Source organism: Serratia sp. B501, assembly GCF_051172315.1.
Classification (GTDB): Bacteria; Pseudomonadota; Gammaproteobacteria; order Enterobacterales; family Enterobacteriaceae; genus Serratia; species Serratia ureilytica.
In genome coordinates this window covers 1-26,494 of record NZ_JBPIZB010000001.1, presented here as the reverse complement: position 1 = coordinate 26,494, position 26,494 = coordinate 1, and the positions used below count along the sequence as shown (strand labels likewise).

Genomic DNA, 26,494 nt, shown 5'->3' with positions numbered 1-26,494 from the left:
TCCTTTTATCGACATGTGTTGGCTGCGCTGTCCATCGAGATTTTCGGGCGTTCAATCTTGCAGACACCGTCATTCAGCCTGACCTCCAGTGACGTTGGCTGCTGCTCCACCCGCAGATACAGGACGCTGGCCTGCCCGACGAAGCCAATGGCATGCCCGCTTTGATCCGCCACCTCCGCACCAAATGGCAGGGGCTTATTGCCGCGCTTAAAGGCGCGCAGCGTATAAGGCCGACGCCGATCGGTTTCGAATCTCAAATAGTTGACGGCGCCGGCATAGGGCACGCTGTTGGCGATATTGCCGACGATCTCGGCGCCGGAACTGTTGCCGGTATCCGACAATGTCACGGAGTTTTGCCGGTAAGGCGTGGCGTAAGGCACCAAAGCCAGCCCTTCGTCGTTAGTGACGATGCTCTCGTCGCCGTTCACCATCAGCCCTTTGGCCTTGGGCGCGTCCACCACCATCATGGTGTTGCCCATTTCGTTGGACGCCAGCAAATGCCAAGGGATCGCCACCAGGCTGCCGCGGGCGCTCATGCCCAACTGTCGATAGTCTGATGATTCACTGTAGGAGCCGCCAACGGTCGTCGCGTTGGCGCGATAGGCGGCATTCACGCTCGCCATGCTGTTGCCGCCGCTTTGATTGCTGCCGGCAAGCGCATAACTCAGACGGTTTGATTCCAGCGCATTGCCGCTCAGGCTCAGCGAGCTTTGCTGATAGTGCGAATCGGTGGCGGATAAGCTGGTGCTGAGATAGGCATTGTTGTCGAACATCGACAACGGCACGCTCAGAGAGAGATAAAACCGCGTCTCTTCTTTGCGATCGGAATTTCTCACGCGACTCGCGGAAATGTTGTAACTGACGCGCGCGAAGGCGTTTGAATACCCGAGCTGGTATTCCCGGCTTTTATTCGTATCCGACCAATAGTCGCGCTGGGTGCCGGAGAAATAGAGCGTGCCCCACCCGTCTGCGAGCCTCTGATTCAGGTTCAAATTGAAGGTATTGCGCGGACGAGCGGCGCGAACGGCATCCCAGGTATTCAAATCCAGCGGGGCAAGCTCATCGTCATCCCGATCGTTCCAATAATCGTGAAAGCGCTTGTCACGCTCGCGGTAGCCTTGATGGGTGTAGATGGCATCGTTGAAACTGTAATAACCTTTGGTCGAATAACGGTATGCCGCCAGCGTGAAGTTGGTTGCGGTAGCGTCCAAAAACTTGCTGTAGGCGATCCGAAAACTTTGCCCATTCTCGTTGCGATTCTGCAAATGCGTCGAGGCCTGAGTCACATCGACGGATACCGCGCCGAACGGCAGATTCCAGCCACTGCCCAGCAGCCAGGCGCGATAGTCCTCGCTGAGGATCGTACCGGCGTAACCGGTGACCAGATTATTGAAGCCGTACTGCAGCGTGCCCTGCACGAAAGCGGGCGCATAGTCGGTATCCGCCTGATTGACCTTACCGGCAACCAGGCCGTATTTGCTGACGCCCTGCTTCAACATGTTGGGAACGGCGGAAAACGGCACGGTAAAGGATTGTTCCCGCCCGTCGGCTTCCCTGACCACGACCAACAGATCCCCCGCAGAACCGGTCGGCAATATATTGTCCAGCGTAAAGGCGCCCGGCGGCACGTTCTCCTGATAGATGAGGTTGCCGTTTTGCAATACTTTCACCAGGGCATTGCTCTGCGCCACGCCCCGTACTATCGGCGAAAAGCCCTGCTGCGAATTGGGCCGCATATTGATATCCGAGGCTAAAGCGCCGCCCCGCACCCGAATCGAGTCGAACAAATCACCCGGCGAATAGAAATCGCCCATCGTCAGGTTCGATTTGATGGCGGCGAAGCCACGCTGCACATAGCGAGTATTATTTTGCCAATCGCTGCCTTGCCGCGAACTGCTGCGGAAATTGCTGCTGTCTCTGAATTGCCAACCCGCCAGATTGACCCCCGATTCCAAACCGGTATAGAAATCGTCGTTTGACGCCTTGTCGCCCTGCAACGACTGCACGTGGTAATAGGTGGCGTTATAGGCCAGCAGCAGCGCAGGCACGCCGCGATCCCAAAATTTGGTGTCAACATAGCCGGCCTCTGCGCGAATCACTCGCGACTGGGGCAGCGTCAGCTTAAGGCTCAACGTCCCCACATCGAAGTCCGCCCTTCCTCCTTGCACCAACGTTTGGACGGGGATCGGCCCCTTGTCCCCCCCGATGGACAAACGACTCATATCGATGCCCAACAGGGCGGCGTCACGATGGGCGATGCGAATATCGCCTTTATGTTCGCCGAACTGCAACGAGAACCGCCCTTTCCAACTCTGGTTGACATACACGTCGACCGTTTGCGTGCCTGCCGGCATGTCATTATTGAGGTAAAAACGCGACAGATCGGATTCGCTGGACGCACCGGCCAATAGAGAAGTGTCGAATTTCATCGCCGATGCTTTATTTAACGGTATGAATACAGATGCGGTCAGTATCGAAAGCAATTTTAGTTTAAGCTTCATGGCCGTTCTTCACGTTAGCGGGCTGTAATGGCTTTAGATTTATAAGCCCCCAGGTCGTCGATATAGAGCAGGGTGTAGGGAATATTCCGGCTCACGCCAACTTTGGTCGGGGCAAAGAGGCTGGAATATGGCCCGACCATCACTGAATCGACCAACAGATTCTTTTTGCCTTTCTGATCAACATTGGCCAACGTAAAATAGTAAGGGCCTTTGTTGATAACCTTAAATCCCTTCCCCGCCGCCTGGAGTTCAATGAAGTCGGTGATGTTATTGACACTGCCGGCTAACCCTGCCGGGCGATAAAATAGCTTGATGCGTGATTTGATGGCTAATTGCAGCGTATTGACGCCCTGCAAATTCTCCGGCGTAGGCGGGATATCCAGCACATTCAAATAAAATACCGACTCACGATCGCCGGGAAGCGCCGCGTTCATTTTTTGTATGCGTAATTGCTGGCCATTATTTCCGGCAACTTTCACAACCGGCGGGGATAACAAGAACGGCACGTTTGCCGTTTCAGGCGTCGAGTTTATATCACCGTCATCAATCCATGCCTGCACCAGTGCCGGATCGTCACCATTGTTGACTAACTGAACGATAACATCCTTGTTTTTTTCCGGATAAATAACGCGCGTTCCATTAATTACAATATTGGCATCGGCGCAAAAGCTGCTGAGAAACAATCCAGCAAAGATTAAGCACTGTTTCATAGTCACCCCAGAAGCCAGGCCTTTGCCTTGGGCGCAGGCCTGGCTTAATTGCAATTACAGGTAAGAAATGGTGTAAGTCACGTTGGAACTCAATTCCCCCACTTTTGCCGCCAACGCATTGGTCTTGTAGTAATAGGCGTCCAGCGTCAGCGTTTCGGCATCTGGCGCCGTTTTATCGCCTTTGATCTTGGTGACATAAGGCACGTTCAACGGAATCGGCGTGGATGAACCCGGCTCAGCCAGAGAAAAACCGACGTTTTTCGCTACGGCGGCGTCGCTTTCATTCACGGAGCTGTTCAGCAGATATTTCCCGTCGGTAGAGATATTATTCGCCGAAGAGAAGTAGATCTTCAGCGGCGTACCGGCCGTTCCCGCCGCCGGCGTGCAGCCGGAGAACGTCAGCGAGAAAGATTTCTTGTTTTTGGTGATGGGGCCGACCACGGTGCCCGCATCAGTCACGGAAATCGGGCTGAGCGCAACGGTAAAATCGGCGCTTTTCCCGCCATTGATGGTACAAGTGGTATCCGTAACGGCACCGCTAAACGAAATAACGCCACCGGCGGAATTATCTGCCGCCGTTGCGCCCACAGATGTTAACGCGGCAGCCAATACCGCCAAAGAGATGCCTTGCTTAATCATAATAAACCCCATTACTTTCTTCGCTGAGAGAGCATATATAAAATGACCTACACCATTAAACCGTTTAGAGGCTAACGAAGCTTAGGCAATAGCAGAGTATTGACAGCATCCTGCCATCTAAAAGTTTATATGCGACGGTATATATTTATATATATCCAAGTGTATTCTAAAAGATATCCGACAATGGGAAAAATCTCATTCACCGCCAGATGCAGGACATATTAATTCCAAAGACAAAAAAATTGCAACATCGAATCAAATAATTTTCATGACAATAAAAAAATGAATCGAGCAATGACCGGAAGGATGTGTGCCTTAAAAGAGTGAGTACGGCAGGCTGCTTACTGCGCGGGTTAAATGAGGGCCGCCATTTCCTCATAAAAGCGCTTGTGGCATAAAAAAACAAAAAGCCATTGATATAAAAAGAAAAAACACACAAAGAAAAATCTTAGATTCCTTAACCCTCCTCATCCCTCCACGTAAGGTTTACTTTTCCCCTACCTTAAAAATTATCCGACCTACCGCTATAGGAGTAGCCCGGAAATGCGATACTCTCTGCACATGAATATTCAGACACACAAGAAACAGCGTCCGAATTTTTCTTTGCTCAGTCGATAAGGATGAATTTTTCAGAGAAAAATATATCTTTCCCTATCAATATAAAACCCACCTTTAAAGTATATTAAAAAATATACTGAAAGATAATTCATTTAAATAATCGCTACAGGGGTCAAACAAGATAGGGGAAAAGGGATGCATCGCGAGTAACGGCGGGAATAAAAAACCCGAGCGCCACAGGCTCGGGTTGATAGCAACACAGACATTCGACGATCAGAGCGGCTTTTCAGTCCGTACGATGCCGTGATTCTTCATCACCTCTTCCATCGTAAGGCTATCGTCATACGGCGTCTCGTCGACCACGACGTCTTTCGGACGCTCATAGGGTTTGGTCGCACGTTTGAACATCCACCACCATACGAACACCAGGAAAGCGCCGGACTTGAGAAAAATCATGGTCCATAGGGCGACTTGATACCAGTTCATCTCTGTCTCCTAAGAGTATTAAGCAAAATCGATAAGGCGGCGTTAATTATCGTGCCGGTCACGCCTGACAGCAGCAGGCATCCGAGCAGCCTGCCTTGATGACCGCATAATCTCACCGATGCGTAGCCCTTATCAATAGCCGTTCGCGTTTCCTGCGGGCGACCGTCAAGTTCTCAGCACGCAAAAGCAAAAAACCCCGCGCTCTAAGAGCGCGGGGTCAGAATGTATGGCGGAGGAGCAGAGATTCGAACTCTGGAACGGTTTCCCGTCGACGGTTTTCAAGACCGTTGCCTTCAGCCACTCGGCCACCCCTCCGCAACGACGCGCACTATAAACAGAGCTTATTCGCTTGTAAAGCCCAGGCGCGTTCAACCGCGCGAAAAATCGACGGAATGATGCAAGCCGGCGAACAAACGCGTGGCCGCTCCCCCCGCTGTTGCAACAATGATAACTAAGGGTAAAGATTGGTAAACAAACTTTAATCAAGCGCTTGCGCTGCCTATCATCGGGATTATTTTGTGATGGCCTGATAAGAGAGATCATTATGGACCGCATTGTCGTCTCGTCTTCCTCGCGCGACTCCCTGCTCAGCACGCATAAAGTCCTGCGCAACACCTATTTCCTGTTATCCCTGACGCTGGCTTTCTCGGCGCTGACCGCAACCGCCAGTACCCTGCTGGGCCTGCCTGCGCCGGGCTTGCTGCTGATGCTGGTTGGCTTCTACGGGCTGATGTTCCTGACGCATAAACTGGCCAACAGCCCGGCAGGCATTCTGGCGGCGTTCGCGCTGACCGGTTTCATGGGGTATGCGCTCGGCCCGATCCTCAGCTCGTTCCTGAACGCCGGCGCGGGCGATCTGATCATGCTGGCGCTGGGCGGCACCGCCGCGGTGTTCTTCTGCTGCTCGGCCTACGTGCTGACCACCCGTAAAGACATGTCGTTCCTGTCCGGCATGATGATGGCCGGTTTTGTGGTGCTGCTGGTGGCGGTGATCGCCAACCTGTTCCTGCAGATCCCTGCTCTGCACCTGGCGATCAGCGCGCTGTTCATTCTGTTCTCCGCCGGCGCGATCCTGTGGGAAACCAGCAACATCATTCACGGCGGCGAGACCAACTACATTCGCGCCACCGTCAGCCTGTACGTGTCGCTGTACAACATGTTCATCAGCCTGTTGAGCATTCTGGGCTTCGCCCGCAGCAACTGATCGCGTGTTACCCCGCCTTCCAGGCCCCGCTCCGGCGGGGCTTTATTTTTTGCGGCTGAAAAAATTTGCTAAACTGGCGGCCGTTCCGAATTATCCGTTATCGAGGCAGTATGTTGGAGTTTGAAGGTCGGGTTATCGACACTGACGCGCAGGGCTATCTGAAAAACAGCGCCGACTGGCATGAAGGCCTGGCGCCGCTGCTGGCCGCGCAGGAAGAGATCGTGCTCACCGAAGCACACTGGGAAGTGGTGCGCTTTGTGCGCGACTTCTATCAGGAATTCAATACCTCACCGGCTATTCGCATGCTGGTCAAAGCCATGGCGCAGAAATACGGCGAAGAAAAAGGCAACAGCCGCTATCTGTACCGCCTGTTCCCGAAAGGGCCGGCCAAACAGGCCACCAAGATCGCCGGGTTGCCCAAACCGGTAAAATGCATCTGACCGCTCCGCCCGCAGCGCCGCTGCAGGCGAGCACTTAATAGCGAATGCCGAACCCGTCGTAGTCGGTCACGCCCTGCGGCTCCACCAGCACGCGTTCGACGCGCGCGCTGCGCGGGCCGCCCTGCTTCAGCCATGCGACCAGCGAGTCCACCTGCGCCTGTGTGCCGCAGGCCACCACCTGAACGCTGCCGTCATCAAGGTTGCGCGCATAGCCCGTCACCCCCAGCGCCTCAGCCTGCCGCTGAGTGGAATAGCGAAACCCTACCCCCTGCACCACGCCATACACATACGCAGCAATGCAAACTTGTGTCATAATCGCCCCCTTAATTCAGTTTTCGTTATGGCATTGCCGTGCCTTTGCACCGCCGTGTCACTCTTTCTATCCTAGCTGGCAGCATTATTAATTATGACCGTACGCCTGTTTCTCGCCAAAGGACGTGAAAAGTCCTTACTCCGTCGTCACCCTTGGGTATTCTCCGGCGCCGTTCAACGCGTCGAGGGCAAAGCGCTCTCCGGTGAAACCATCGATATTCTCGACAGCCAGGGCAAATGGCTGGCTCGCGGCGCCTATTCGCCCGAGTCGCAGATCCGCGCACGCGTCTGGACTTTCCAGCAGGATGAAGAGATTAACATCGATTTCTTCATTCGCCGCCTGCAGCAAGCGCAAAGCTGGCGTGATTGGGTCGCGCAGCGCGACGGCCTGGACGGATACCGCCTGATCGCCGGCGAATCCGACGGCCTGCCGGGCATCACTATCGATCGCTTCCAGAATTTCCTGGTGCTGCAGCTGCTGTCCGCCGGCGCCGAATATCAGCGCCCGGCTCTGCTTTCCGCTCTGCAGCATTGTTACCCGGAATGTTCAATTTACGACCGTTCCGACGTGGCGGTGCGTAAAAAAGAAGGCCTGCCGCTGGCGCAGGGTCCGGTGCTGGGCGATCTGCCGCCGGAGCTGCTGCCGATCACCGAACACGGCATGAAACTGCTGGTGGACATTCAGCAAGGGCACAAGACCGGTTTCTATCTCGATCAGCGCGACAGCCGCCTGGCGGCGCGTAACTACTCTGCCGGCCGCCGGGTGCTGAACTGCTTCTCCTACACCGGCGCCTTCGCCGTTTCCGCTCTGATGGGCGGCTGCGCGCAGGTGATCAGTGTAGATACCTCGCAGGCGGCGCTGGATATCGCCAGACAGAACGTCGAGCTCAACAAGTTGGAGCTGAACAAGGCAGAGTTCGTTCGCGATGACGTGTTCCAACTGCTGCGCAACTACCGCGCCCAGGGCGAGAAATTCGATCTGATCATCATGGATCCGCCGAAGTTCGTCGAGAACAAAAACCAGCTGGCCAGCGCCTGCCGTGGCTACAAAGACATTAATATGCTGGCGCTGCAGCTGCTGAACCCGGGCGGCATTCTGCTCAGCTTCTCTTGCTCCGGGCTGATGCCGACCGATCTGTTCCAGAAAATTTTGGCCGACGCCGCTGTAGATGCCGGACGTGATGTACAATTTATAGAACAGTTCCGCCAGGCTGCCGATCACCCGGTGATCGCCACGTACCCTGAGGGGCTGTATCTGAAAGGCTTCGCTTGTCGGGTGATGTAACTTGAAATGCGCTGCCTTGCCCCCATATATGAGCAAGGCATTGTTTCTCAGGAGGTCATCATGATTGCCAGCAAATTCGGTATCGGACAACAGGTTAGGCATAAACTGCTGGGGTATTTGGGCGTCGTTATCGATATCGACCCTGAATACTCTTTGGAACAACCCAAAGCTGACGAGATAGCGGCGAACGATGAACTGCGTTCCGCTCCTTGGTACCACGTGGTGATGGAAGACGAGGAAGGCCAACCGGTGCATACCTATCTGGCGGAAGCGCAGCTGGATGGCGAGCCCCAGGAAGCGCATCCCGAGCAACCATCGCTGGATGAACTGGCGGAATCCATCCGTCACCAGTTACAGGCGCCACGCTTGCGCAATTGACCGCGCCAAGACCTGAGAAACCCTGAAAGAGCCCGGCATCGCGCCGGGCTCTTTTTATTTAGCGCTCCAGCCCCAAACGCGGGATTTCGATTTTCGGGCAGCGATCCATCACCACCTGCAGCCCGGCCTGTTGCGCCAGCACTGCCGCCTGGTCATTAATCACGCCGATCTGCAACCACAGCGCCTTGGCACCGATCGCTATCACCTCTTGCGCCACGCCGTAGGCTGCCTCCGAATTGCGAAAAACGTCGACCATATCGACCGGCTGCGGGATGGCGGTCAGCGTGGCATAAACCGGCTGCCCCAACAGCGTCTGCCCCGCCAGTTTTGGGCTCACCGGGATCACCTGATATCCCTGCGACAACAGATAAGCCATCACCCCATAGCTGGGCCGCGACGGGTTATCGCTGGCGCCCACCAGCGCGATGGTTTTCACCTGCTGCAATAACTCAACAATCTCTTGATCTTGCATCTTCAACTCCCGTTTATCACTGCGTCACTCTTCCGTTTCGAGTGTAACCGATCGGCATTCGCGCAGCTAAACGCTACGCGCAGGAAACTTCAGCGTAATCTTATGGTCTGAGGCTGTCGCGGTTCAGCCACGCACAGACGTGTCTAATTACAAATAAATATGTAAAAATGTAAATAAAATACCCGATTGAAAAATTTTGACACAACCTATGCCATGTTCAACACTTAGAGCTACGTCACTTTATAAGGAGATAATGATGAAATTTGGTCTGGTGGTTGCGGCGTTGCTCAGCATCAGCATGCCTGCCGCGGCTACGACCCTGAAACTCTCCCCGGACATCGATCTGCTGGTGGTCGACGGCAAGAAAATGACAGGTTCGTTGTTAAAAGGCGCCGACAGCCTTGAACTGGATGGCGGACAGCACCAGCTGCTGTTTAAAGTGACCAAAACCGTACGTTCCGGCCAGCATACGCAGGCCTATGCGTCCCTGCCGCTGGTTGCCACCTTCAATACGCAAAAGATCAGTCAGGTGGCGATCGAACTGCCGCGCATCGAGAACGATCGTGACGCGCAACGCTTCGATAAAACGCTGAACTATCGGGTAGTGGATAAAGAGGGTAATGCCCTGCCGTTCCAGCATGATGTGCTGCATCCCGACAGCGTCACCTTCAATGCCGATTTGGAAAAGGTGATGACGGATTACAACCGCCAAAACCGCCCGGCTTCCGTCCCGCTTTTCGTCCAGCCGAACGCAGGCAACACAACAGCCTCCCTGCCGGCCGGCGCACCGGTGAATGCCCCGACGGTGACGCTGAAAGGTGAAAACGTGTCGGAACAGATGCTGCAATACTGGTTCCAACAGGCGGACAAGGAAACCCAGAAGCGCTTCCTGCACTGGGCCAACAAACAACCGGTTCGCTGATCCCTCCGGCGCCTTAGCCGCAAAGGCGCCTTTTCTTCGCATTTTCAGCTGCAAACGCTAGGCAGTGAAAAACAGTTTCAGTAATCTGTCGCACATCCCCGATTAGCGAAGGACACTGAGATGGAATTGACCACCCGCACTATCGCCGAGCGCAAACACATTGCGCTGGTGGCGCACGATCACCGCAAACAGGCCCTGCTGGAATGGGTTGAAAGCCACAAGACCATTCTGGCGCAGCACCAGTTGTACGCCACCGGCACCACCGGCAACCTGATCCAGCGTGCCAGCGGCATTCCCGTCACCAGCATGCTGAGCGGCCCAATGGGTGGCGATCAGCAAGTCGGCGCACTGATTGCGGAAGGCAAGATAGACATGCTGATCTTCTTCTGGGATCCGCTGAACGCGGTTCCTCACGATCCGGACGTGAAGGCGCTGCTGCGGCTGGCGACCGTCTGGAATATTCCGGTAGCGACCAACCGTTCGACCGCTGATTTTTTGATTGACTCTCCGCTGTTCAAAAGCGAGGTGGCGATCGCCATCCCCGACTATCAGCGTTACCTGCAAGACCGCCTGAAATAGTCCTTTCGGCCTGGCTACCGCCAGGCCAGCTGCTTACGGTTTTTTCTGCACCGGAACGCCAAGCTCACGCAGGTGGTCGACGAACACCGAAGGACGTTCACGATCCTGCAACAGCCATACCTGATGTTTGGCGCGAGTCAACGCGACATACAGCAGACGGCGCTCTTCAGCATCCGGAAAGTCCTCCGGCTGCGGCAGTAACACCTCTTCCAACACCGACTCGCGCGCCACGGCGGGGAAGCCGTCACGCCCCTCATGCAAACCGGCGATGATGACGTATTCCGCCTGCTGCCCCTTGCTGGCGTGGATGGTCATAAACTCCAGATCCAGCTTTGGCCAGCGGGTGGCCGCTTTCGCCAGCGCTTCCGGTTTCAGATGGTGGTAACGCGCCAGCACCAGGATGCGCTCATCCGGCTTGGCGTAGCCGCTCAGCTTGTCCAGTAGCGGCTCCAACTGCTCGTGCGGCAGGATCGTCACCGACTTTTTATTGCCCTTGCTCAGGCTATTGAGCGGTTTTTTCAGCTGGTGCGGGTTCTGCTGCACGAACCGGTTGGCCACCTCGCCGATGCGTTCATTGAAACGATAGGTGGTATCCAGTGCGCACTGCGCGCCTTCGCCGAAGTTCGTGGCGAAGGCCGTGGTTAACGTCAGTTCTGCGCCGCTGAAGCGATAAATCGCCTGCCAGTCATCCCCTACAGCAAACAGGCAGGTCTGCTTGTTCTGTCGGCGCAATGCCGCCAGCAAGAGCGCACGCTGCGGTGAGATATCCTGAAACTCGTCGACCAGAATATGTTTCCACGGGCTGACGAAGCGCCCCTTGTCGAGAATGTTGACCGCCTGATGGATAAGGCCGGAGAAGTCCACCGCCCCTTCCTCTTTCAAGGCGCTTTTCCAGGCTTTCAGCAGCGGCGCCATCAGCCTGATGCGTTTTGAAAACAGATCGCGGATTTCTTCATCCGCCTGCTCGATCATTTCCGCCTGGCTGCCGCCATGCATGCGCATCAGCCCCAACCAGCGTTCCAACCGGCTTGCCAGGCGATCCGCCAGGCGCTTATCCTGCCAGAAGTCGCCTTCCGGCACTTCCCATTCCAGCTCTTCGGTCAACCATTGACGCCACCCCTTGGCCTGCGCTTTCTTCTCCGCGCACTGTTGGCGCCAATGGGTAATCAGCAGCTCTTTGCGCGCTTTGGCATCGGTTTCCAACCGGCTGATGGCCGGCGCTTTGCGGCTGCCTTGTTGAATGATTTGCAGCGCCAAGGCATGGAAGGTCTTGGCCTGAATACCGACATCACCCAAACGTTCTTTGATGCGGTCGTTCATCTCGCCGGCGGCCTGACGGCCGAACGCCAACAGCAAGATTTGACCCGGCTCAGCCTCCTGACGACGCAGCAGCCAGCCGGCGCGCGCCACCAGCACCGACGTTTTGCCGCTGCCGGCGCCGGCCAACACCAGCACGGAATCCTCGCCATTGACCACCGCCCGGCTCTGGGCGTCGTTGAGCGGCGAACTCTCGACGGTCTGGAAGAAATCATGGTGTTGATCCAGCATGCGCTCGGTCCACTGCCGGTTGCGTTGCTCGATACTGCGCTCCCCCTGCTGCAACCATTGCAAACACAGATGGTAATCAGCCCGGCAGTTATCGAATTCCTCCAGGCGCGCCACCGGCATCGGTAGCGCGGAGAAAGCCTCGCGAATTTGCTGCTGCAGCTTGCCCAGCTCAGACTTTTTGAACCATTTATCTTGTTGTTCAATGCGCTTAATCTGCGCCACCTGCTGTTGCAACACGCCGGCGCTGACGTCGCTCATCTCGGCGCTCCACTGCTGCCACGCCTGCTGCAGAAAGTGATAAAAACGCTGCGTTTCCTGCCATTCGGTGCCGTGCAACCGCACCACTTTTTCGTCCGGTAATTCAAATTCCAGCTCGCCCCAGACGATGCCACGCTTGCACCTGACCTGAATCAGTTGATTGAAGGGGATCAGGTATTCATGTTTTTCCCCGCTCACCTCAACGCCGGCGTGCAGCAACCGCACGCGGTTATAAGGGTGCTGAGCCAGGTGTTTCCCCAGCGATGTCGCTTTAAGTTCCATATCGTCGCGCCATGACTATGTTGAGATTAAATAACGGATATCTGCCAGTTTACCTGCGATAAGCAGTGGCACTCTAGCGCTAAAAAAAGGGTAGAATAGATTTTGCGTTTTTATCGTGAATACGCCCGCATCGCGGTTTGGCTATCATTAGAGCAGAATGACGTCTATGCGTACTGTACTGAATATTCTTAATTTTGTGTTGGGCGGTTTCTTCACCACGCTAGGCTGGCTTATTGCTACAGTGTTCAGCGTGCTGCTTGTCATCACACTGCCGCTTACCCGCTCCTGTTGGGAAATCACCAAGCTGTCGCTGGTGCCGTTCGGCAACGAAGCGATACACGTCGATGAACTGTATCCGGAAAAAAGCAATGCGCTGCTCTCCGCCGGCGGCTCACTGCTCAACATTATCTGGCTGGTGCTGTTCGGCTGGTGGCTGTGTCTGTCACACATCGCCGCCGGTATCGTGCAATGCGTTTCAATCATCGGCATTCCGGTCGGCATCGCCAATTTCAAAATAGCCGCCATCGCGCTGTGGCCGGTGGGACGCCGCGTCGTCTCGGTAGAAATGGCTCAGCAAGCCCGTATTGAGAATGCTCGCCGCCACTATCAACAGCGTTAATTTTTTCTCCGTTTGAGGAGTTTTTCGTGCTCTCTTTTGCACCCGCAGTTCGTCGTTATACTTACAACAGCAACCTGCTGTATCACTTGCGCATCCTCATTGCGCTGATCGGCACCACCGCCGTTCCCTGGTGGCTCGGCATTCCCAAGCTGACTATCCCGTTAACGCTGGGCGTGGTGGCAGCCGCCCTGACTGATTTGGACGACCGCCTGGCCGGCAGATTACGCAATCTGCTGATCACGTTGGTATGCTTCTTTATTGCTTCCGCCTCGATTGAGCTGCTGTTTCCCTACCCTTGGTTGTTCGCGCTTGGCTTAACCACCTCGACCTGCGGTTTTATCCTGCTGGGCGCCTTGGGGCAACGTTACGCCACCATCGCCTTCGGTGCGCTGCTGATCGCGGTTTACACCATGCTCGGCACTTCCATGTACGATGCCTGGTATCAGCAACCGCTGCTGCTGGTGATCGGTGCATTGTGGTACAACCTGCTGACGCTGGCGGGCCACCTGCTGTTCCCGATCCGACCGCTGCAAGAAAACCTGGCGCGCTGTTACGATCAACTGGCCAATTATCTGGACGCCAAAGCCAACCTGTTCGATCCCGACGCCGAACGCGACGCCGATCTGCCATGGATGGACGTCGCAATGGCCAACAGCGCGTTGGTCGCGTTACTCAACCAGACCAAAGCCTCGTTATTGACACGCCTGAAAGGCGATCGCGGCCAGCGCGGCACCCGTCGCACCTTGCACTACTATTTTGTCGCGCAGGATATCCACGAGCGCGCCAGTTCTTCTCACGTTCAATACCCTGCGCTCAGCCGGCAATTCCGTCACAGCGACATTTTGTTCCGCTTCCAGCGTTTGCTGAGTATGCAGGCGCGCGCCTGCCGCCAGTTGGCGCAATCTATCCTGCTGCGGCAAAAGTACCAGCACAATCCGCGTTTTGAGCCAGCTTTCAGCCGCATTCAGGAAGCGTTGGCGCGCATCGCCGAAACCCAGGGCAATAGCGAACAGACCAAGGCGCTGGCGCATCTGCTGAAAAACCTGCATGCGATAGATGCTCAGTTGGCCAATATCGAGTCCGAGCAAACGCTGGCGAGCGGACAAGCGGAAGAGAACAGCTTGGCCGACGATCGCTTGACCGGTTGGAGCGACATCCGGCTGCGCATCAGCCGCCATTTAACGCCGCAGTCGGCCCTGTTCCGCCATGCGATCCGTATGTCGGCGGTGCTGTGCGTCGGTTACGCCTTTATCCAGTTCACCGGTATGCAGCACGGTTACTGGATCCTGCTGACCAGCCTGTTCGTCTGCCAACCGAACTACAACGCCACCCGCCGGCGCCTGGCATTGCGCATCATCGGCACTCTGGCAGGTATCCTGATCGGCTTGCCAATCCTCTATTTCGTGCCTTCCGTAGAAGGGCAACTGGTGTTGATCGTCATCACCGGCGTCCTGTTCTTCGCGTTCCGCACCGTGCAATATGCCCACGCGACGATGTTCATCACGCTACTGGTGTTGCTGTGCTTTAACCTGTTGGGTGAAGGATTCGAAGTGGCCGCCCCGCGCGTTTACGATACCTTGCTGGGATGCGCCATCGCCTGGGCGGCTGTCAGCTTCATCTGGCCAGACTGGAAGTTCCGCCAACTGCCGGCGGTGGTGGATAAAACGCTGAATGCCAACTGCCGCTATCTGGACGCCATTTTGGTGCAATATCATCAAGGTAAGGATAACGGCCTCGCTTACCGCATTGCACGACGAGATGCCCATAACAGCGATGCGGAACTGGCTTCGGTCATCTCCAACATGTCAGCCGATCCCAAGGCCGACAAAGCGCTGCAGGAAGCCGCCTTCCGCTTGCTCTGTCTGAACCACACGCTCCTGAGCTATATCTCCGCATTGGGGGCGCACCGCGAGCGGCTGAACACCCCGGCCACGCTCGATCTGCTCAATGACGCCGTGTGTTACGTGGACGGCGCCCTGCATCAGGAAGAACGGAACAGCCAGCGCATTGCGCAGGCGTTGGAACAGCTGGCGGAGCGCATCAGCAAAGCCGTTCCGGAACCTGAAAGCAAAGAGCAATTGGTCTTGCAGCAGGTGGGATTGGTGCTCGAACTGCTGCCGGAGCTCACCGCGCTGCATGCCCAAATCAATAAGGCAGCCTAACTATTCAGGGCCCGTTCGATGGGCCCTGAATAACCGGCTCATGCCCATGGCGGCGCATCGCCATCGTATGATCGAACCAACGCACTAACTCGCTGCGTAATTCGGCCGGCAACGCCGCCTGATGATAACCGGCTATCGCCCCGCCCAGCGACAGCAGCACTCGTAGCCCCAAATTAGTCTGCTGTTTCAATAAACGGAGATAGCTGCGTTTGGCGCCATGCAGCCTCAGGTCATAAGCGTTGCGAATGCCCGCTCGCCACAGCAGACGTTCCATATTGACGTCAATATTCGGCAATGCCTTCAGTCGGCCGTGATCGCCAGCCTTAAGCCGCTGCTCCCGGCGCGCCTCCCTGACAGCTTGCCAGGCCAGCCCCACCAGCTCGTTGCGTTCCCGCCACAGCGACTCGTCAACCCAGTAATAGCGCAAGGTAATGGGCACACCGCGTTTGGAATAGACCATATTGACCATTCCGCGGGCGCGAAAGGCGGGTTCCATGCTTGCCGTAGCCCGCAAATACAGCTCCCCCTCCGCTATCACCGCAAACATGACGCCCTCAGCCAGCAGACCGTAACCGCCGAACTGCGACCGAGTCGTGATGGCCCCCAATGCCGCAAAGCAATTTTTAGCCTGCGCGATTCTTCTCGTCGACATCCTTTTCATAGCGTTCCTCCTTTTTAGGTTCTGGCCGTATTATTTCTCTCATCAATGAAAAAAGTAACGTGAACAACTAATTAGAAAAATACGCACTATCCGCCCGCCTGCCAATCACAAAAACCATCGGTACAAAAAATGATCGCAATTATGCGAGCCGCTACGAAAATTTGGGTTGATCTTATCCTAAATCAGGGATACTGTATAAACATACAGTAACACGACGGGCGGGAACTTTATGCGTACTCAATCACTCTACCAACCTCATTTCGGCCATGGCTCTTATACAACGCGCAATGTTGCGAAGAACACGGATGTCGGCAAAGAGAATGGCTTGATCAGTGAACTTGTTTACAACGAACGCCAGCCCGCAGTGGCTCAACTGCTGTTGCCCCTGCTGCAGCAACTGGGCAAGCAGTCTCGCTGGCTTCTGTGGCTCACGCCGCAGCAAAAATTAAGCAAACAGTGGCTGCAGCAATCCGGCCTGCCGGTGGATAAAGTGGTGCAATTGAGCCAGATCAGCCCGGTGAATACGGTTGAGGCAATGGAAAAAGCGCTGCAAACGGGGAATTACAGCGTGGTTCTCGGCTGGTTGCCCGAGCTAACGGAGGAGGATCGTCTAAAATTAAGACGTGCGGCAGAATTGGGTAACGCATACGGGTTTATCATGCGTCCACAACGTGACATTAGCCCGACTCACGGACAGTGTTCTACCCTAAAAATTCACTCTTCTTTGTATCATTAAGTAAATTTAGGATTTTTCCCATCATTTTCGCACCCCGTAAAGGGAACCTTTGCGGGATAAGGCAAAAAGCTAGTCCAGCCGCGGTTTGGCAAGGGAAAATGCCCTGTTGATCGCCGTTTTTTTGAGCTGAGAATGTTAGCAAATATGTACGATTCTGCGTTTTTTTTTAGAGCCTTATCACATCACACTTGTAACTTTCGCGCCACGTTGTAGACTTTACATCGCCAAGGTTGCTCTATAACGTCAGAAAAACTGGCGAGTAACAAACGAGGGCTTAAACCTTGGCGAAGGAATTTAACCAAGGGCTTAAAACAGCTTTAAAGCTCATTGCCTATTTGGATGATAACGAGGCGCAAAATGAAAAAGACAGCTATCGCATTAGCAGTGGCACTGGCAGGTTTCGCTACCGTAGCGCAAGCCGCTCCAAAAGATAACACCTGGTACACCGGTGCTAAACTGGGCTGGTCCCAGTACCATGACGTTGGCTTCTACGGCAACGGTTACCAGAACGGTATCGGCAACGGTCCAACCCACAAAGATCAGCTGGGTGCAGGCGCGTTCCTGGGCTACCAGGCAAACCAATACCTGGGCTTCGAACTGGGCTATGACTGGCTTGGCCGCATGCCTTACAAAGGCAGCGTGAACAACGGTGCTTTCAAAGCGCAGGGCGTTCAACTGGCCGCTAAACTGAGCTACCCAATTGCTGACGATCTGGACATCTACACTCGTCTGGGTGGTATGGTATGGCGCGCAGACTCCAAAGCTAACTACGGCAACGGCACTCGCCTGAGCGACCACGACACCGGCGTTTCTCCGCTGGCTGCTGTTGGTGTTGAATATGCACTGACCAAAAACTGGGCTACCCGCCTGGACTACCAGTTCGTAAGCAACATCGGTGATGCAGGTACCGTTGGCGCGCGTCCAGACAACACCATGCTGAGCCTGGGCGTTTCTTACCGCTTCGGTCAGGATGACGTAGTTGCTCCAGTTGCTCCAGCTCCAGCTCCGGCTCCAGTTGTTGAAACCAAGCGTTTCACTCTGAAGTCTGACGTGCTGTTCAACTTCAACAAGTCTACTCTGAAAGCAGAAGGCCAGCAGGCTCTGGATCAGCTGTACACCCAACTGAGCTCCATGGATCCTAAAGACGGTTCCGTAGTGGTTCTGGGTTACACCGACGCCGTTGGTTCTGACCAGTACAACCAGAAACTGTCTGAAAAACGCGCACAGAGCGTTGTTGACTACCTGGTATCCAAAGGCATCCCGTCAGACAAAATCTCTGCACGTGGTATGGGTGAAGCAGAGCCAGTTACAGGCAACACCTGTGGCTACAAATCTGGCCGCGCTACCAAAGCTCAGATCGCTTGCCTGGCACCAGATCGTCGCGTAGAGATCGAAGTTAAAGGTATCAAAGACGTTGTAACTCAGCCTCAGGGCTAAGTTTACTCGCCTAATAAAAAACCCCGCAATGCGGGGTTTTTTTTCGTCCTGTTTTTGTCAGAGCATTCAAGGCCTGGTGCAACGAAGGCGCTCTGCCCCGTTTATTTAGGTTCTTTGCCGAGAATCGCCTTCAGGTCTTCTTTCAACGACGACATCTGATTCGCATACTTCTCTTTGCGCTCAGCATCTTCGATAAGCTGCACGACGGTTTCCGACAGCGTCACGCCGCGACGACGCGCCAGGGCAGCCAAGCGTTGCCAAACCAAAAACTCCAGATCGATAGATTTTTTACGCGTATGCTGGTGTTCTGCGTTAAAATGACGTTTGCGGCGGGCGCGGATCGTTTGTTTCATCCGGTTATCCAGGTCCGGATTCATATGAGCGGCAATCCATGCAAGTACCTTTACCGGCTCATTTTCCAGCTTCAGCAGCTCGTTAACCGCTTCCTGAGCAGCGCTGTTTTCAATGTAGCGGGTAATGAGTTCCCCTTCCCGGTGCTTCTTCACCAGGTACTTCCATTTCCAACCGCTCTCCAGATTTTCCAGTTGCTGATATTTCATCTTGAGCTCTTCAGTGACCGCGTAACTTCAAATAAGCATAACAGCTTTACGCCGAATTTCCCCGGCAATTAAGCCGTCTTTTAGACTGTTTTTTGCACAGTCATCGCGCGATGTCAAACTCCCTGATGCCAACTGGCACTCCACATGTATCAAGCTGCCGTTATTCTTGTATAATCGCCCTTTCCCTTTTTAACGATTGCATCTAACACTTTGACCAATAACCGACTTGAATGGCAATCTTTATTGCCGGACGTAACGCCTTATCAGGCGATATTTGATACCGCCGCTCAGTTGGCACCCGTGCCCTTTTCCGCCATTCAGCCTCGGCTGGAAAATGCCCTGACGCTATTTTGTCACCCCCAATCGCCGCCGCGATTCATGCTGTTGAAAGCGCAAGAAACGCGAGAATACCTGGAACTGATCGCTAACGCCGTCAAACCGCTGCTGCCGCAAAACACGGCATGCCGCGGCAGCCACTATGTCATTCAGGATGGCAAGGTCAGCGTAGAGCCTGCCAGCCATGGCGATGAACCTTTCGCTGCCGGCGGTGCCTGCGTGTTCCAAGAGTGGATTGAACCGGAGCAGCTGTTTGGTTGCGTGCGGATCCACAATGGCGACATAACTCTGCAGCCCGGTCTGGTGCACCAGGCCAACGGCGGTATTCTGATCCTGTCAGCCCGGGCGCTGCTGGCCCAGCCGTTGCTATGGCTGCGGTTGAAGCAAATGATCGGCCAGCGTCAGTTCCATTGGGTTTCGCCTGACGAAACCCGCCCGCTGCCGGTCGCCATTCCGCCGATGCCGCTGGACCTGCGGCTGATTGTGGTCGGCGACCGCCACGGCCTGGCCGATTTCCACGATATCGAGCCAGAACTGAGTGAACAAGCGGTCTATGGCGAATATGAAGACGATCTGCAACTGACTGAAGTTGATGATATGGCGCAGTGGTGCGGCTACGTCAACGGTGTGATCGCCGAGCGGCAGTTACCGATGTTGGCGGCCGATGCCTGGCTGCCGCTGATCGTTCAGGCGGTGCGTTATAGTGGCGATCAGGGCATCCTGCCACTCTCGCCGGTTTGGCTTGGGCAGCAGTTGTCCGAAGCGGCACTGTATGCCGAAGAAGACCGCATTACGGCCAAAGCGTTTGAAGCGGCATTGAATGCCCGCGAATGGCGTGAAAGCTATCTCGCCGAGCGTATGCAGGATGAGATCGAACTGGGTCAGATCCTGATCGAGACCGAGGGTGAAGTGGTTGGGCAAATCAACGGCCTGTCAGTCCTGGATTATCCCGGCCACCCACGCAGCTTCGGCGAACCGTCGCGCATCAGTTGCGTTGTGCATCTCGGCGACGGCGAATTTACCGACGTCGAACGCAAGGCCGAGCTGGGCGGCAACCTGCACGCTAAAGGTATGATGATCATGCAAGCGTTCGTGATCGCCGAACTGGACCTGGATCAGCAGCTGCCCTTCTCCGCCTCGATCGTCTTTGAGCAATCTTACGGTGAAGTGGACGGCGACAGCGCCTCGCTGGCTGAACTGTGCGCCCTGATCAGCGCCCTGTCACAGCAGCCGATCACACAACAGATCGCCGTCACCGGCTCCGTTGACCAATTCGGCAACGTACAGCCGATAGGGGGCGTTAACGAAAAGGTCGAAGGTTTCTTCGAGGTTTGTTTACGCCGCGGCCTGACGGGCAAACAGGGCGTCATACTGCCCGTGACCAACGTGCGCCACCTGTGCCTGCGTCAGGATGTCGTTGACGCAGTGCGCGAGGGGCAATTCCACCTGTGGGCGGTAGAGAGCGCGGCGGAAGCCTTGCCTTTGCTCACCGGTTGCCTCTACTCTGACGAACAACAGCCGAATTTGTTGGCGGCCATTCAGGAACGGATTGCGCAGGTGAGCCTGCAGGAACGCCGTCGTCCATGGCCGCTACGCTGGCTCAACTGGTTCAACCACGGCTGATCGGACTTGTTCAGCGTACACGTGTTAGCTAACCTGCGTCCTTCATTAAAATAAGGCTTACTGAGAACATGGTAGATAAACGCGATTCCTATACGAAAGAAGACCTCGAAGCATCCGGCCGCGGCGAGCTGTTCGGCGCCGGTGGCCCACCGTTGCCGGCGGGTAACATGTTGATGATGGACCGCGTGGTCAAAATGACCGAAGACGGCGGGACTCACAACAAAGGTTATGTGGAAGCGGAGCTGGATATTAATCCGGACCTATGGTTCTTCGGTTGCCACTTTATCGGCGATCCGGTCATGCCGGGCTGCCTGGGCCTGGATGCGATGTGGCAGTTGGTCGGTTTCTACCTCGGTTGGCTCGGTGGCGAAGGCAAAGGCCGCGCGCTGGGCGTCGGTGAAGTCAAGTTCACCGGCCAGGTGCTGCCGACCGCGAAAAAGGTAACCTATCGTATTAACTTCAAACGCGTCATCACCCGCAAGCTGATCATGGGCGTCGCCGATGGCGAAGTGCTGGTTGACGGTGAAGTGATCTATACCGCCACCGATCTGAAAGTGGGCCTGTTCAAAGATACCACCGCGTTCTAATCACGCTGACGAGAAGGCGGCCACTGCCTTCTCTCTAACGTTCTTCGCATGCCGTCACGTTCGACGTGATGGCATTTCTTTCTTTTATCCTTTCCCGGCTTTTCAAAGACTCCCGCCCCTCTTTTTAACCGCCGTTAGCATCATCTTATTATTCAGTTCTCATCAAAGAGGGTTAGGGCCGATAGCAAAGATGCGCTATCGGGCGATATGAAATATCGCATCACGCTGGCATTGACGCTGGGTGCTCCTTATTTCATCGCCCGAAACCGAAATGTCTTCCCCCACCGCTCTCTGCCCTATGCTTACCCGAAGCGGCCAAAGCAACAGGCAGCCTGAAAGGCGGCCTCCCTCAATACCCGCATCAGTGCGATAGCGGTTTTTTTGCATCCGGTTATTCTCTTGCCCCTCAAGATCCTCTAACATGACTAGCATAGTAACTACAATTATTGTACTTAGTGAGGAAGGTATGCAAAAAACCCGCTTTAGCGACGCGCCTTGCCCCGTAGCGCGTGCATTGGATCGCGTGGGGGAATGGTGGAGCATCCTGATCCTTCGCGATGCTTTTCAGGGGCTGTCCCGGTTCGACGAATTCCAACAAAGTCTGGGGATGTCACCCACGCTACTGGCGCGTCGCCTGAAGGATTTGGTGGCCCACGGCATTCTGTATAAAGAACGTTATCAAACGCGGCCGGTGCGCTATCACTACCTGCTTACTGAGCGCGGCAACGATTTTCTCCCGGTGTTGGCGGCGCTCTCACAATGGGGCAACAATCATCTGACCGACGGGGACGTCAGCGCCCTGTTGGTCGACGGACGCAACGATCGGCCGATCCAAGTCCAGTTGGTCAATCGTGATACCCAACAGCCGGTGCCGCCGCAGTTCATTACGCTGGCGCCAGGGCCGGCGGCAAGCGACGGCATACATCAACGCGCCGAACTGATGCGGCAGCGGCGCCTCGCCGATTTACCCGAATTTACCAAGGAGCCATCATGAGCAATCGTCGTATCGTCATTACCGGCATGGGCGCCGTTTCACCGCTAGGGTGCGGTGTTGAAGCCATCTGGCAACGTTTGTTAAAAGGAGAATCCGGCATTCGAGCGTTGCCTGACGAGATCGTTGCAGATTTACCGGTCAAGGTCGGAGGACAAGTCCCGGCGCTGGCGCAAGATGCTGAAGCGGGCTTCAACCCCGACGCCTCCGTCGCCCCCAAGGACCAAAAGAAAATGGACCGCTTTATCCTGTTTGCTATGGCGGCGGCGGACGAAGCCATTCGTCAGGCCGGCTGGATAGCCGATACGGACGAAAAACAAGAGCGCACAGCCACCGTCATTGCCTCGGGTATTGGCGGTTTCCCGGCGATTGCCCAGGCGGTGCGCACAACCGACAGCCGCGGCGCCAAGCGGCTGTCGCCGTTCACCATCCCCTCATTCCTGGTCAATCTGGCGGCCGGCCACGTTTCAATCAAACACCACTTCAAGGGGCCGATTGGCGCGCCGGTCACCGCCTGTGCCGCCGGCGTGCAAGCCATTGGCGACGCAGTGCGTATGATCCGCAATGATGAAGCCGATATCGCCGTGTGCGGCGGTACCGAAGCCGCTATAGATACCGTCAGCCTGGGCGGGTTCGCCGCCGCGCGCGCCATGTCCACCGCTCCGGCCGAATTGGCGCAACAGGCCTCTCGGCCCTTCGACAGCGCCCGGGACGGATTTGTCATGGGGGAAGGCGCCGGCATGCTGGTCATTGAAACGCTGGAACACGCGCTGGCGCGCGGCGCCACCCCGCTCGCGGAAATCGTCGGCTATGGCACCAGCGCCGACGCCTACCATATGACATCCGGCGCTGAAGACGGCAACGGCGCCTATCGGGCGATGAAAATCGCGTTGAAGCAGGCGAACGTCGTTCCCGAGGAGGTACAGCATTTAAATGCGCACGCGACGTCGACACCCGTAGGAGATTTGGGCGAAATCAACGCCATCAAACACCTGTTTGGCACGGCCGGGACTGTCGCCGTGACCTCAACAAAATCAGCGACGGGGCACCTGCTGGGCGCCGCCGGCGGGCTGGAAACCATCTTTACCGCCTTGGCTCTGCGCGATCAGATAGCCCCTGCCACGCTAAATCTGGATAACCCCGACCCGGCGGCGGCAGGTTTGCATCTGGTCGCGAGACAGGCGGAATCGATGAACATGACCTACGCCTTATCAAACGGCTTCGGCTTTGGCGGCGTGAATGCGAGTATTTTGTTGAAACGCTGGCGGGATGAATAAGCGCCTGAAACAAAAACCTCCGCCAGGGGGCGGAGGTTATTCCTTTTATTTGACAGGGAGCCGCTTAAGCGGTCACAGCCCTGTCTTCCATGGCTTCTCGCCAACCTCCCAGCCATTGAGACCGGGCGTCCACTGATGATTGGTAGGGACAATGTTCCCTGGAACGCCCTAAAATACCTGCCTGATACCCTCTCGAATGCGCCCTTTCCAGACGATCGCGTTTCTGTCTCTTCATGCCTCGTTTCCCTCATTTTGGTCTGGTGGAAAGAAAACAATGGCTGCTTTTCGCGCAGCCACGAGTAATCAATAGCGCTAAAAGAAGAGAAGATCAATGCGCAAAATTCACGCCAATGTCATATTTGTGAGCTACGCCCGAGGAAAATGCTAAGTGGCTGATCTGCAGAGGAAGGAGTTAACCAATTGAAATAAAATAGAAATCCCTGCCAGCGAGAAAAAACGACTTTTCACGCCGACAGGGATTAGACGATTTTAGACCAAATTATGACTAAATGCCGCCCATCTGTGCTGCGATAGCTTGGGCTTCCTGCTGCCACCCCTGCGCCAGCGTGCGCACCAGGGCATCATAGCCGTCTTCACCCTGTTTCAGCTCCAGGCTGAAAGGCCTTTTGATCAAACGTCCCTGGCGGTTCAGCACCCACTCGCCGCGAATGATCGCTTTCCCGTCAAAGCGGCCGTGGAAGCCGCTGATGGTCACGTTCAGCACATCCTGATCGCTGCTCATCGGCTGCGAAGAGACCACCCACCCCGGCAGCACGCTGCTCAGGTTGGTGACCAGCGTTTGCTGCAGCTGCTGATCGAGCGGGCTGGCCCACAGGTTGTTCTGGGCTATCACATACTGCACGTCGTTGGTCTGATACACCACGCCGCTCTGCGCCAGATAATCCGCCACGCTCACGTGCTCCAGCCACAGCTGGCGCGTGGAGGCGCCGCTGCTGCCGGCCGCGGCCGGCGCGCCCAGCGCCGGCAACTGATAGTAAGTCTTCTGAGGCGAACTGCTGCAGGCGCTGAGCAACAGCGCCAGGGCTACCGGGATCCATTTCATCATTTCGTGGCCTTCTTCGGCTGAGGGTCATTGCTGCCGGCGGCTTCAAACACCAGCGCGTTGCTCTTCTCATTCAGGGTGCGCAACACCGGTTGCAGCTCACGCAACACCTGATCGAGGCGCTGCATGTCGCCCACCATCTTGTTGTAAGCCGGTGAACCAGGCTGGAACCCTTTCATGCTGCGGTTCAGCTCCAGCAGCGTTTTCTGCATGTCCTGCGGCAGCGCCTGCATCTCTTTACTGGCGATGATGTCGTTCAACGACTTCATGGTCTGCTGCGTCGACTTCATGGTTTTCTGGCTTTCTGCCAGCGTCTTGGTCGCTTCGCTGATCATCGGATTGATCGGCATCGAATTAATCTTATCCAACGTCTGCATCAGCTTCTGCTGGATCTGCGCCAGACCGCCGCTGGTGGTCGGCATCAGCGGATAACCGAACAGCTCGCGCGGCCCTTTCCACGGTTTTTCCTGCGGATAGAAGTCGAGATCGATGTACAGCGAACCGGTCAGCAGGTTGGCGGACTTCATCGAGGCGCGCATGCCGCGGGATTCCGCATCTTTCAAGTGCCCTTCAATATCGAAGTTGCCGCCCAGCTGTTTCTGGAAGCGATCCGGCTCGATGCGGATCAGCACCGGAATGCGGTAGTCGTTATCCAGACGCTGCGCCATGCCGTCTTTATAGAACGGCACCTGCGCCACCGTCCCCAGACGGATGCCGCGGAACTCGACCGGCGCGCCCGGCTGCAGGCCGCGTACCGAATCGGAGAAGAACAGCAGGTAGTCTTTATGCACGGTATACAGCGAATCCTGCGTGCTGCGCTGGTTGTCGAACAGCCGGTACTCCGCTTTCTCTTTCGCCTGTTCACCGCGATCCCAGCCGTCCGGCACATCGAAGCTGACGCCGCCGCTAAACAGCGTGGTCAACGAGCCCATCTCCACCCGCATGCCCTGTGCCGACATGTCAAACGCCACGCCGCTGTCTTTCCAGAAGCGCACGTTGGTGGTGACCAACTGATCGTAAGGCGCAGTGATGAACAGCTGATAGCGCATGGCGCGCGCTTTAGGATCGAAGTAGCTGGTTTCCACCGACCCGACGCGATAGCCGCGGAACAGCACCGGATCGCCGGCATTGAGCTGGCCTGACTTCTCGCTGTCCAGCACGATGCGCAACCCTTTGGCGTCCGGAGAGGCCAGCGGCGGCGCATCGAGCAGCTGATAGTGGTCTTTGCCGTCTTTGCCTTTGTTGCCCGGCTGCAGTTCGATATAGGCGCCGGAGAGCAGCGTCCCCAGCCCGGAAACGCCTTCACGGCCGATCTGCGGCTTCACCACCCAGAAGGCGGAATCCTGGCGCAGCAATTTCTCCATGCCGGCATTGAGACGCGCCTGCACCATCACCTTGCTCAGGTCATCGCTCAACGTGACGGTTTCCACCACGCCGACGTCCACGCTGCGGCTTTTGATTTTGGTTTTACCCGCTTCCAGCCCTTCCGCCGTCGTGGTCACCAGCGTCACCACCGGCCCCTGATGGCTAAAGTGGTAAAACAGGATCCAGGCGCCGATCAGCGCGGTCACGATGGGAATGATCCACACCGGCGACCAGCGTTTGATCTTCTCGACGTCCGCGACGCTATGATTATTTTCCGTCACCTTGCGGCTCCTTGTTGATTGTTTCACTTGCGCGATCCCAGGTCAGCCGGGGATCAAATGTCATGGCGGCGAACATGGTGAGGATCACCACCAGTGCGAACAGCACGGCGCCCGTCGCGGGATAAATGCTCATCAACTGCCCCATTCGCACCAACGCCGACAACACGGCGATCACAAACACGTCGATCATTGACCAACGACCAACGAATTCGACCACTTCAT

Annotated in this window: 27 protein-coding genes and 1 tRNA gene; 14 read left to right on the top strand and 14 right to left on the bottom strand. The window is 55.9% G+C overall.

Annotated features, from left to right (window positions below; genetic code table 11):
- Positions 1-5: 5 nt before the first annotated feature.
- From ACSBQV_RS00140 to ACSBQV_RS00120, 5 genes are all read right to left on the bottom strand, one after another.
- Positions 6-2,501, bottom strand: coding sequence for a fimbria/pilus outer membrane usher protein (locus ACSBQV_RS00140; RefSeq protein WP_099782767.1), 2,496 nt, complete (start codon positions 2,499-2,501; stop codon positions 6-8).
- Positions 2,502-2,515: 14 nt separating this feature from the next.
- Positions 2,516-3,211: a fimbrial biogenesis chaperone gene (locus ACSBQV_RS00135; RefSeq protein WP_099782769.1), complete on the bottom strand. Its 696-nt coding sequence runs from the start codon at positions 3,209-3,211 to the stop codon at positions 2,516-2,518.
- Positions 3,212-3,265: 54 nt separating this feature from the next.
- Positions 3,266-3,862 (bottom strand): fimbrial protein, encoded by a 597-nt coding sequence (locus tag ACSBQV_RS00130; protein ID WP_369795919.1) that lies wholly within the window; start codon positions 3,860-3,862, stop codon positions 3,266-3,268.
- An 819-nt stretch (positions 3,863-4,681) separates the two neighbouring features.
- Positions 4,682-4,894 (bottom strand): hypothetical protein, encoded by a 213-nt coding sequence (locus ACSBQV_RS00125; RefSeq protein ID WP_004928089.1) that lies wholly within the window; start codon positions 4,892-4,894, stop codon positions 4,682-4,684.
- Positions 4,895-5,121: 227 nt separating this feature from the next.
- Positions 5,122-5,209 (bottom strand) — tRNA-Ser (locus ACSBQV_RS00120).
- A 229-nt stretch (positions 5,210-5,438) separates the two neighbouring features.
- Here ACSBQV_RS00120 and yccA point away from each other — a divergent pair.
- Positions 5,439-6,098, top strand: coding sequence for an FtsH protease modulator YccA (gene yccA, locus ACSBQV_RS00115; protein WP_033642602.1), 660 nt, complete (start codon positions 5,439-5,441; stop codon positions 6,096-6,098).
- Positions 6,099-6,208: 110 nt separating this feature from the next.
- Complete coding sequence (tusE, locus tag ACSBQV_RS00110) at positions 6,209-6,538, top strand: sulfurtransferase TusE (RefSeq protein WP_033642601.1); 330 nt, start codon at positions 6,209-6,211, stop codon at positions 6,536-6,538.
- Positions 6,539-6,572: 34 nt separating this feature from the next.
- On the opposite strand, the gene yccX is transcribed toward tusE, so the two are convergent.
- The gene (gene yccX, locus ACSBQV_RS00105) at positions 6,573-6,851 is read right to left on the bottom strand and encodes an acylphosphatase (protein WP_042784138.1); all 279 of its coding nucleotides are present in this window, start codon (positions 6,849-6,851) and stop codon (positions 6,573-6,575) included.
- A gap of 93 nt (positions 6,852-6,944) precedes the next feature.
- On the opposite strand from yccX, the gene rlmI reads away from it, so the two are divergent.
- Both rlmI and hspQ read left to right on the top strand, forming a co-directional pair.
- A complete protein-coding gene (gene rlmI, locus ACSBQV_RS00100; protein WP_072627929.1) occupies positions 6,945-8,135 on the top strand; it encodes a 23S rRNA (cytosine(1962)-C(5))-methyltransferase RlmI in 1,191 nt (396 codons plus the stop codon).
- Between the two features lie 60 nt (positions 8,136-8,195).
- Positions 8,196-8,513, top strand: coding sequence for a heat shock protein HspQ (gene hspQ / locus ACSBQV_RS00095; protein ID WP_004928104.1), 318 nt, complete (start codon positions 8,196-8,198; stop codon positions 8,511-8,513).
- A 58-nt stretch (positions 8,514-8,571) separates the two neighbouring features.
- Here hspQ and ACSBQV_RS00090 read toward each other — a convergent pair whose 3' ends face one another.
- Positions 8,572-8,985: a CoA-binding protein gene (locus tag ACSBQV_RS00090; RefSeq protein ID WP_099782771.1), complete on the bottom strand. Its 414-nt coding sequence runs from the start codon at positions 8,983-8,985 to the stop codon at positions 8,572-8,574.
- A gap of 256 nt (positions 8,986-9,241) precedes the next feature.
- Here ACSBQV_RS00090 and ACSBQV_RS00085 point away from each other — a divergent pair, with 256 nt between their 5' ends.
- Both ACSBQV_RS00085 and ACSBQV_RS00080 read left to right on the top strand, forming a co-directional pair.
- On the top strand, positions 9,242-9,907 hold the full coding sequence (locus ACSBQV_RS00085) for a DUF2057 family protein (RefSeq protein ID WP_099782773.1): 666 nt from the start codon (positions 9,242-9,244) through the stop codon (positions 9,905-9,907).
- Positions 9,908-10,027: 120 nt separating this feature from the next.
- The gene (locus ACSBQV_RS00080) at positions 10,028-10,486 is read left to right on the top strand and encodes a methylglyoxal synthase (protein ID WP_033642596.1); all 459 of its coding nucleotides are present in this window, start codon (positions 10,028-10,030) and stop codon (positions 10,484-10,486) included.
- A gap of 33 nt (positions 10,487-10,519) precedes the next feature.
- On the opposite strand, the gene helD is transcribed toward ACSBQV_RS00080, so the two are convergent.
- Entirely contained in the window at positions 10,520-12,574 is a 2,055-nt protein-coding gene (gene helD / locus ACSBQV_RS00075; RefSeq protein ID WP_033642595.1) for a DNA helicase IV, read from the bottom strand.
- Between the two features lie 166 nt (positions 12,575-12,740).
- Here helD and ACSBQV_RS00070 point away from each other — a divergent pair, with 166 nt between their 5' ends.
- Positions 12,741-13,193, top strand: coding sequence for a YccF domain-containing protein (locus ACSBQV_RS00070; RefSeq protein WP_025302313.1), 453 nt, complete (start codon positions 12,741-12,743; stop codon positions 13,191-13,193).
- Positions 13,194-13,219: 26 nt separating this feature from the next.
- Positions 13,220-15,355, top strand: coding sequence for a YccS family putative transporter (yccS, locus tag ACSBQV_RS00065; protein ID WP_042784133.1), 2,136 nt, complete (start codon positions 13,220-13,222; stop codon positions 15,353-15,355).
- A 4-nt stretch (positions 15,356-15,359) separates the two neighbouring features.
- Here yccS and ACSBQV_RS00060 read toward each other — a convergent pair whose 3' ends face one another.
- Positions 15,360-16,016 carry a TfoX/Sxy family DNA transformation protein gene (locus ACSBQV_RS00060; RefSeq protein ID WP_033650692.1) on the bottom strand — a complete coding sequence of 219 codons (657 nt, stop codon included), beginning with the start codon at positions 16,014-16,016 and terminating at the stop codon, positions 15,360-15,362.
- Positions 16,017-16,245: 229 nt separating this feature from the next.
- Here ACSBQV_RS00060 and sulA point away from each other — a divergent pair, with 229 nt between their 5' ends.
- Positions 16,246-16,752 carry an SOS-induced cell division inhibitor SulA gene (sulA, locus tag ACSBQV_RS00055; RefSeq protein WP_033642592.1) on the top strand — a complete coding sequence of 169 codons (507 nt, stop codon included), beginning with the start codon at positions 16,246-16,248 and terminating at the stop codon, positions 16,750-16,752.
- 357 nt (positions 16,753-17,109) lie between these two features.
- The gene (ompA, locus tag ACSBQV_RS00050; protein WP_033650775.1) at positions 17,110-18,189 is read left to right on the top strand and encodes a porin OmpA; all 1,080 of its coding nucleotides are present in this window, start codon (positions 17,110-17,112) and stop codon (positions 18,187-18,189) included.
- Between the two features lie 101 nt (positions 18,190-18,290).
- Here the strand turns inward: ompA and matP are convergent, their stop codons facing one another.
- Positions 18,291-18,749 carry a macrodomain Ter protein MatP gene (matP, locus tag ACSBQV_RS00045; RefSeq protein WP_033642591.1) on the bottom strand — a complete coding sequence of 153 codons (459 nt, stop codon included), beginning with the start codon at positions 18,747-18,749 and terminating at the stop codon, positions 18,291-18,293.
- Positions 18,750-18,959: 210 nt separating this feature from the next.
- Between matP and ACSBQV_RS00040 the strand changes: the two genes are divergently transcribed.
- The 4 genes from ACSBQV_RS00040 to fabF all read left to right on the top strand — a co-directional run bounded on the left by ACSBQV_RS00040 (position 18,960) and on the right by fabF (position 23,563).
- Positions 18,960-20,708: an AAA family ATPase gene (locus ACSBQV_RS00040; protein WP_071997787.1), complete on the top strand. Its 1,749-nt coding sequence runs from the start codon at positions 18,960-18,962 to the stop codon at positions 20,706-20,708.
- A 68-nt stretch (positions 20,709-20,776) separates the two neighbouring features.
- Entirely contained in the window at positions 20,777-21,295 is a 519-nt protein-coding gene (gene fabA / locus ACSBQV_RS00035) for a bifunctional 3-hydroxydecanoyl-ACP dehydratase/trans-2-decenoyl-ACP isomerase (RefSeq protein WP_004928144.1), read from the top strand.
- Between the two features lie 466 nt (positions 21,296-21,761).
- Positions 21,762-22,289 carry a winged helix-turn-helix transcriptional regulator gene (locus ACSBQV_RS00030; RefSeq protein ID WP_033642590.1) on the top strand — a complete coding sequence of 176 codons (528 nt, stop codon included), beginning with the start codon at positions 21,762-21,764 and terminating at the stop codon, positions 22,287-22,289.
- Positions 22,286-23,563, top strand: coding sequence for a beta-ketoacyl-ACP synthase II (gene fabF / locus ACSBQV_RS00025; RefSeq protein ID WP_099782779.1), 1,278 nt, complete (start codon positions 22,286-22,288; stop codon positions 23,561-23,563). The genes ACSBQV_RS00030 and fabF overlap by 4 nt, the downstream gene beginning before the upstream one ends.
- 64 nt (positions 23,564-23,627) lie before the next feature.
- Here the strand turns inward: fabF and rmf are convergent, their stop codons facing one another.
- The 4 genes from rmf to ACSBQV_RS00005 all read right to left on the bottom strand — a co-directional run.
- Positions 23,628-23,798 (bottom strand): ribosome modulation factor, encoded by a 171-nt coding sequence (gene rmf / locus ACSBQV_RS00020; protein ID WP_004928150.1) that lies wholly within the window; start codon positions 23,796-23,798, stop codon positions 23,628-23,630.
- A gap of 270 nt (positions 23,799-24,068) precedes the next feature.
- Positions 24,069-24,629, bottom strand: a complete 561-nt coding sequence (gene pqiC, locus ACSBQV_RS00015) for a membrane integrity-associated transporter subunit PqiC (protein ID WP_099789714.1) — start codon at positions 24,627-24,629, stop codon at positions 24,069-24,071.
- Positions 24,626-26,272: an intermembrane transport protein PqiB gene (gene pqiB / locus ACSBQV_RS00010; RefSeq protein ID WP_434991382.1), complete on the bottom strand. Its 1,647-nt coding sequence runs from the start codon at positions 26,270-26,272 to the stop codon at positions 24,626-24,628. Before pqiB ends, pqiC begins: the two co-directional genes overlap by 4 nt.
- Positions 26,259-26,494: paraquat-inducible protein A (locus ACSBQV_RS00005; protein WP_195904478.1), on the bottom strand; the 236-nt coding region annotated here is incomplete at its 5' end. The genes ACSBQV_RS00005 and pqiB, both read right to left, overlap by 14 nt.

What these genes read in the sequence shown, in the direction of transcription:
- matP (WP_033642591.1), bottom strand. Translation starts at nt 18,749, where the DNA reads ATGAAATATCAGCAACTGGAAAATCTGGAGAGCGGTTGGAAATGGAAG.
- ACSBQV_RS00140 (WP_099782767.1), bottom strand. Translation starts at nt 2,501, where the DNA reads ATGAAGCTTAAACTAAAATTGCTTTCGATACTGACCGCATCTGTATTC.
- yccA (WP_033642602.1), top strand. Translation starts at nt 5,439, where the DNA reads ATGGACCGCATTGTCGTCTCGTCTTCCTCGCGCGACTCCCTGCTCAGC.
- ACSBQV_RS00090 (WP_099782771.1), bottom strand. Translation starts at nt 8,985, where the DNA reads ATGCAAGATCAAGAGATTGTTGAGTTATTGCAGCAGGTGAAAACCATC.
- sulA (WP_033642592.1), top strand. Translation starts at nt 16,246, where the DNA reads ATGCGTACTCAATCACTCTACCAACCTCATTTCGGCCATGGCTCTTAT.
- rmf (WP_004928150.1), bottom strand. Translation starts at nt 23,798, where the DNA reads ATGAAGAGACAGAAACGCGATCGTCTGGAAAGGGCGCATTCGAGAGGG.
- ACSBQV_RS00070 (WP_025302313.1), top strand. Translation starts at nt 12,741, where the DNA reads ATGCGTACTGTACTGAATATTCTTAATTTTGTGTTGGGCGGTTTCTTC.
- ACSBQV_RS00060 (WP_033650692.1), bottom strand. Translation starts at nt 16,016, where the DNA reads ATGAAAAGGATGTCGACGAGAAGAATCGCGCAGGCTAAAAATTGCTTT.
- ACSBQV_RS00030 (WP_033642590.1), top strand. Translation starts at nt 21,762, where the DNA reads ATGCAAAAAACCCGCTTTAGCGACGCGCCTTGCCCCGTAGCGCGTGCA.
- ACSBQV_RS00085 (WP_099782773.1), top strand. Translation starts at nt 9,242, where the DNA reads ATGAAATTTGGTCTGGTGGTTGCGGCGTTGCTCAGCATCAGCATGCCT.
- ACSBQV_RS00125 (WP_004928089.1), bottom strand. Translation starts at nt 4,894, where the DNA reads ATGAACTGGTATCAAGTCGCCCTATGGACCATGATTTTTCTCAAGTCC.
- tusE (WP_033642601.1), top strand. Translation starts at nt 6,209, where the DNA reads ATGTTGGAGTTTGAAGGTCGGGTTATCGACACTGACGCGCAGGGCTAT.
- helD (WP_033642595.1), bottom strand. Translation starts at nt 12,574, where the DNA reads ATGGAACTTAAAGCGACATCGCTGGGGAAACACCTGGCTCAGCACCCT.
- fabF (WP_099782779.1), top strand. Translation starts at nt 22,286, where the DNA reads ATGAGCAATCGTCGTATCGTCATTACCGGCATGGGCGCCGTTTCACCG.
- ACSBQV_RS00080 (WP_033642596.1), top strand. Translation starts at nt 10,028, where the DNA reads ATGGAATTGACCACCCGCACTATCGCCGAGCGCAAACACATTGCGCTG.
- ACSBQV_RS00135 (WP_099782769.1), bottom strand. Translation starts at nt 3,211, where the DNA reads ATGAAACAGTGCTTAATCTTTGCTGGATTGTTTCTCAGCAGCTTTTGC.
- rlmI (WP_072627929.1), top strand. Translation starts at nt 6,945, where the DNA reads ATGACCGTACGCCTGTTTCTCGCCAAAGGACGTGAAAAGTCCTTACTC.
- hspQ (WP_004928104.1), top strand. Translation starts at nt 8,196, where the DNA reads ATGATTGCCAGCAAATTCGGTATCGGACAACAGGTTAGGCATAAACTG.
- pqiC (WP_099789714.1), bottom strand. Translation starts at nt 24,629, where the DNA reads ATGATGAAATGGATCCCGGTAGCCCTGGCGCTGTTGCTCAGCGCCTGC.
- ompA (WP_033650775.1), top strand. Translation starts at nt 17,110, where the DNA reads ATGAAAAAGACAGCTATCGCATTAGCAGTGGCACTGGCAGGTTTCGCT.
- ACSBQV_RS00130 (WP_369795919.1), bottom strand. Translation starts at nt 3,862, where the DNA reads ATGGGGTTTATTATGATTAAGCAAGGCATCTCTTTGGCGGTATTGGCT.
- fabA (WP_004928144.1), top strand. Translation starts at nt 20,777, where the DNA reads ATGGTAGATAAACGCGATTCCTATACGAAAGAAGACCTCGAAGCATCC.
- yccX (WP_042784138.1), bottom strand. Translation starts at nt 6,851, where the DNA reads ATGACACAAGTTTGCATTGCTGCGTATGTGTATGGCGTGGTGCAGGGG.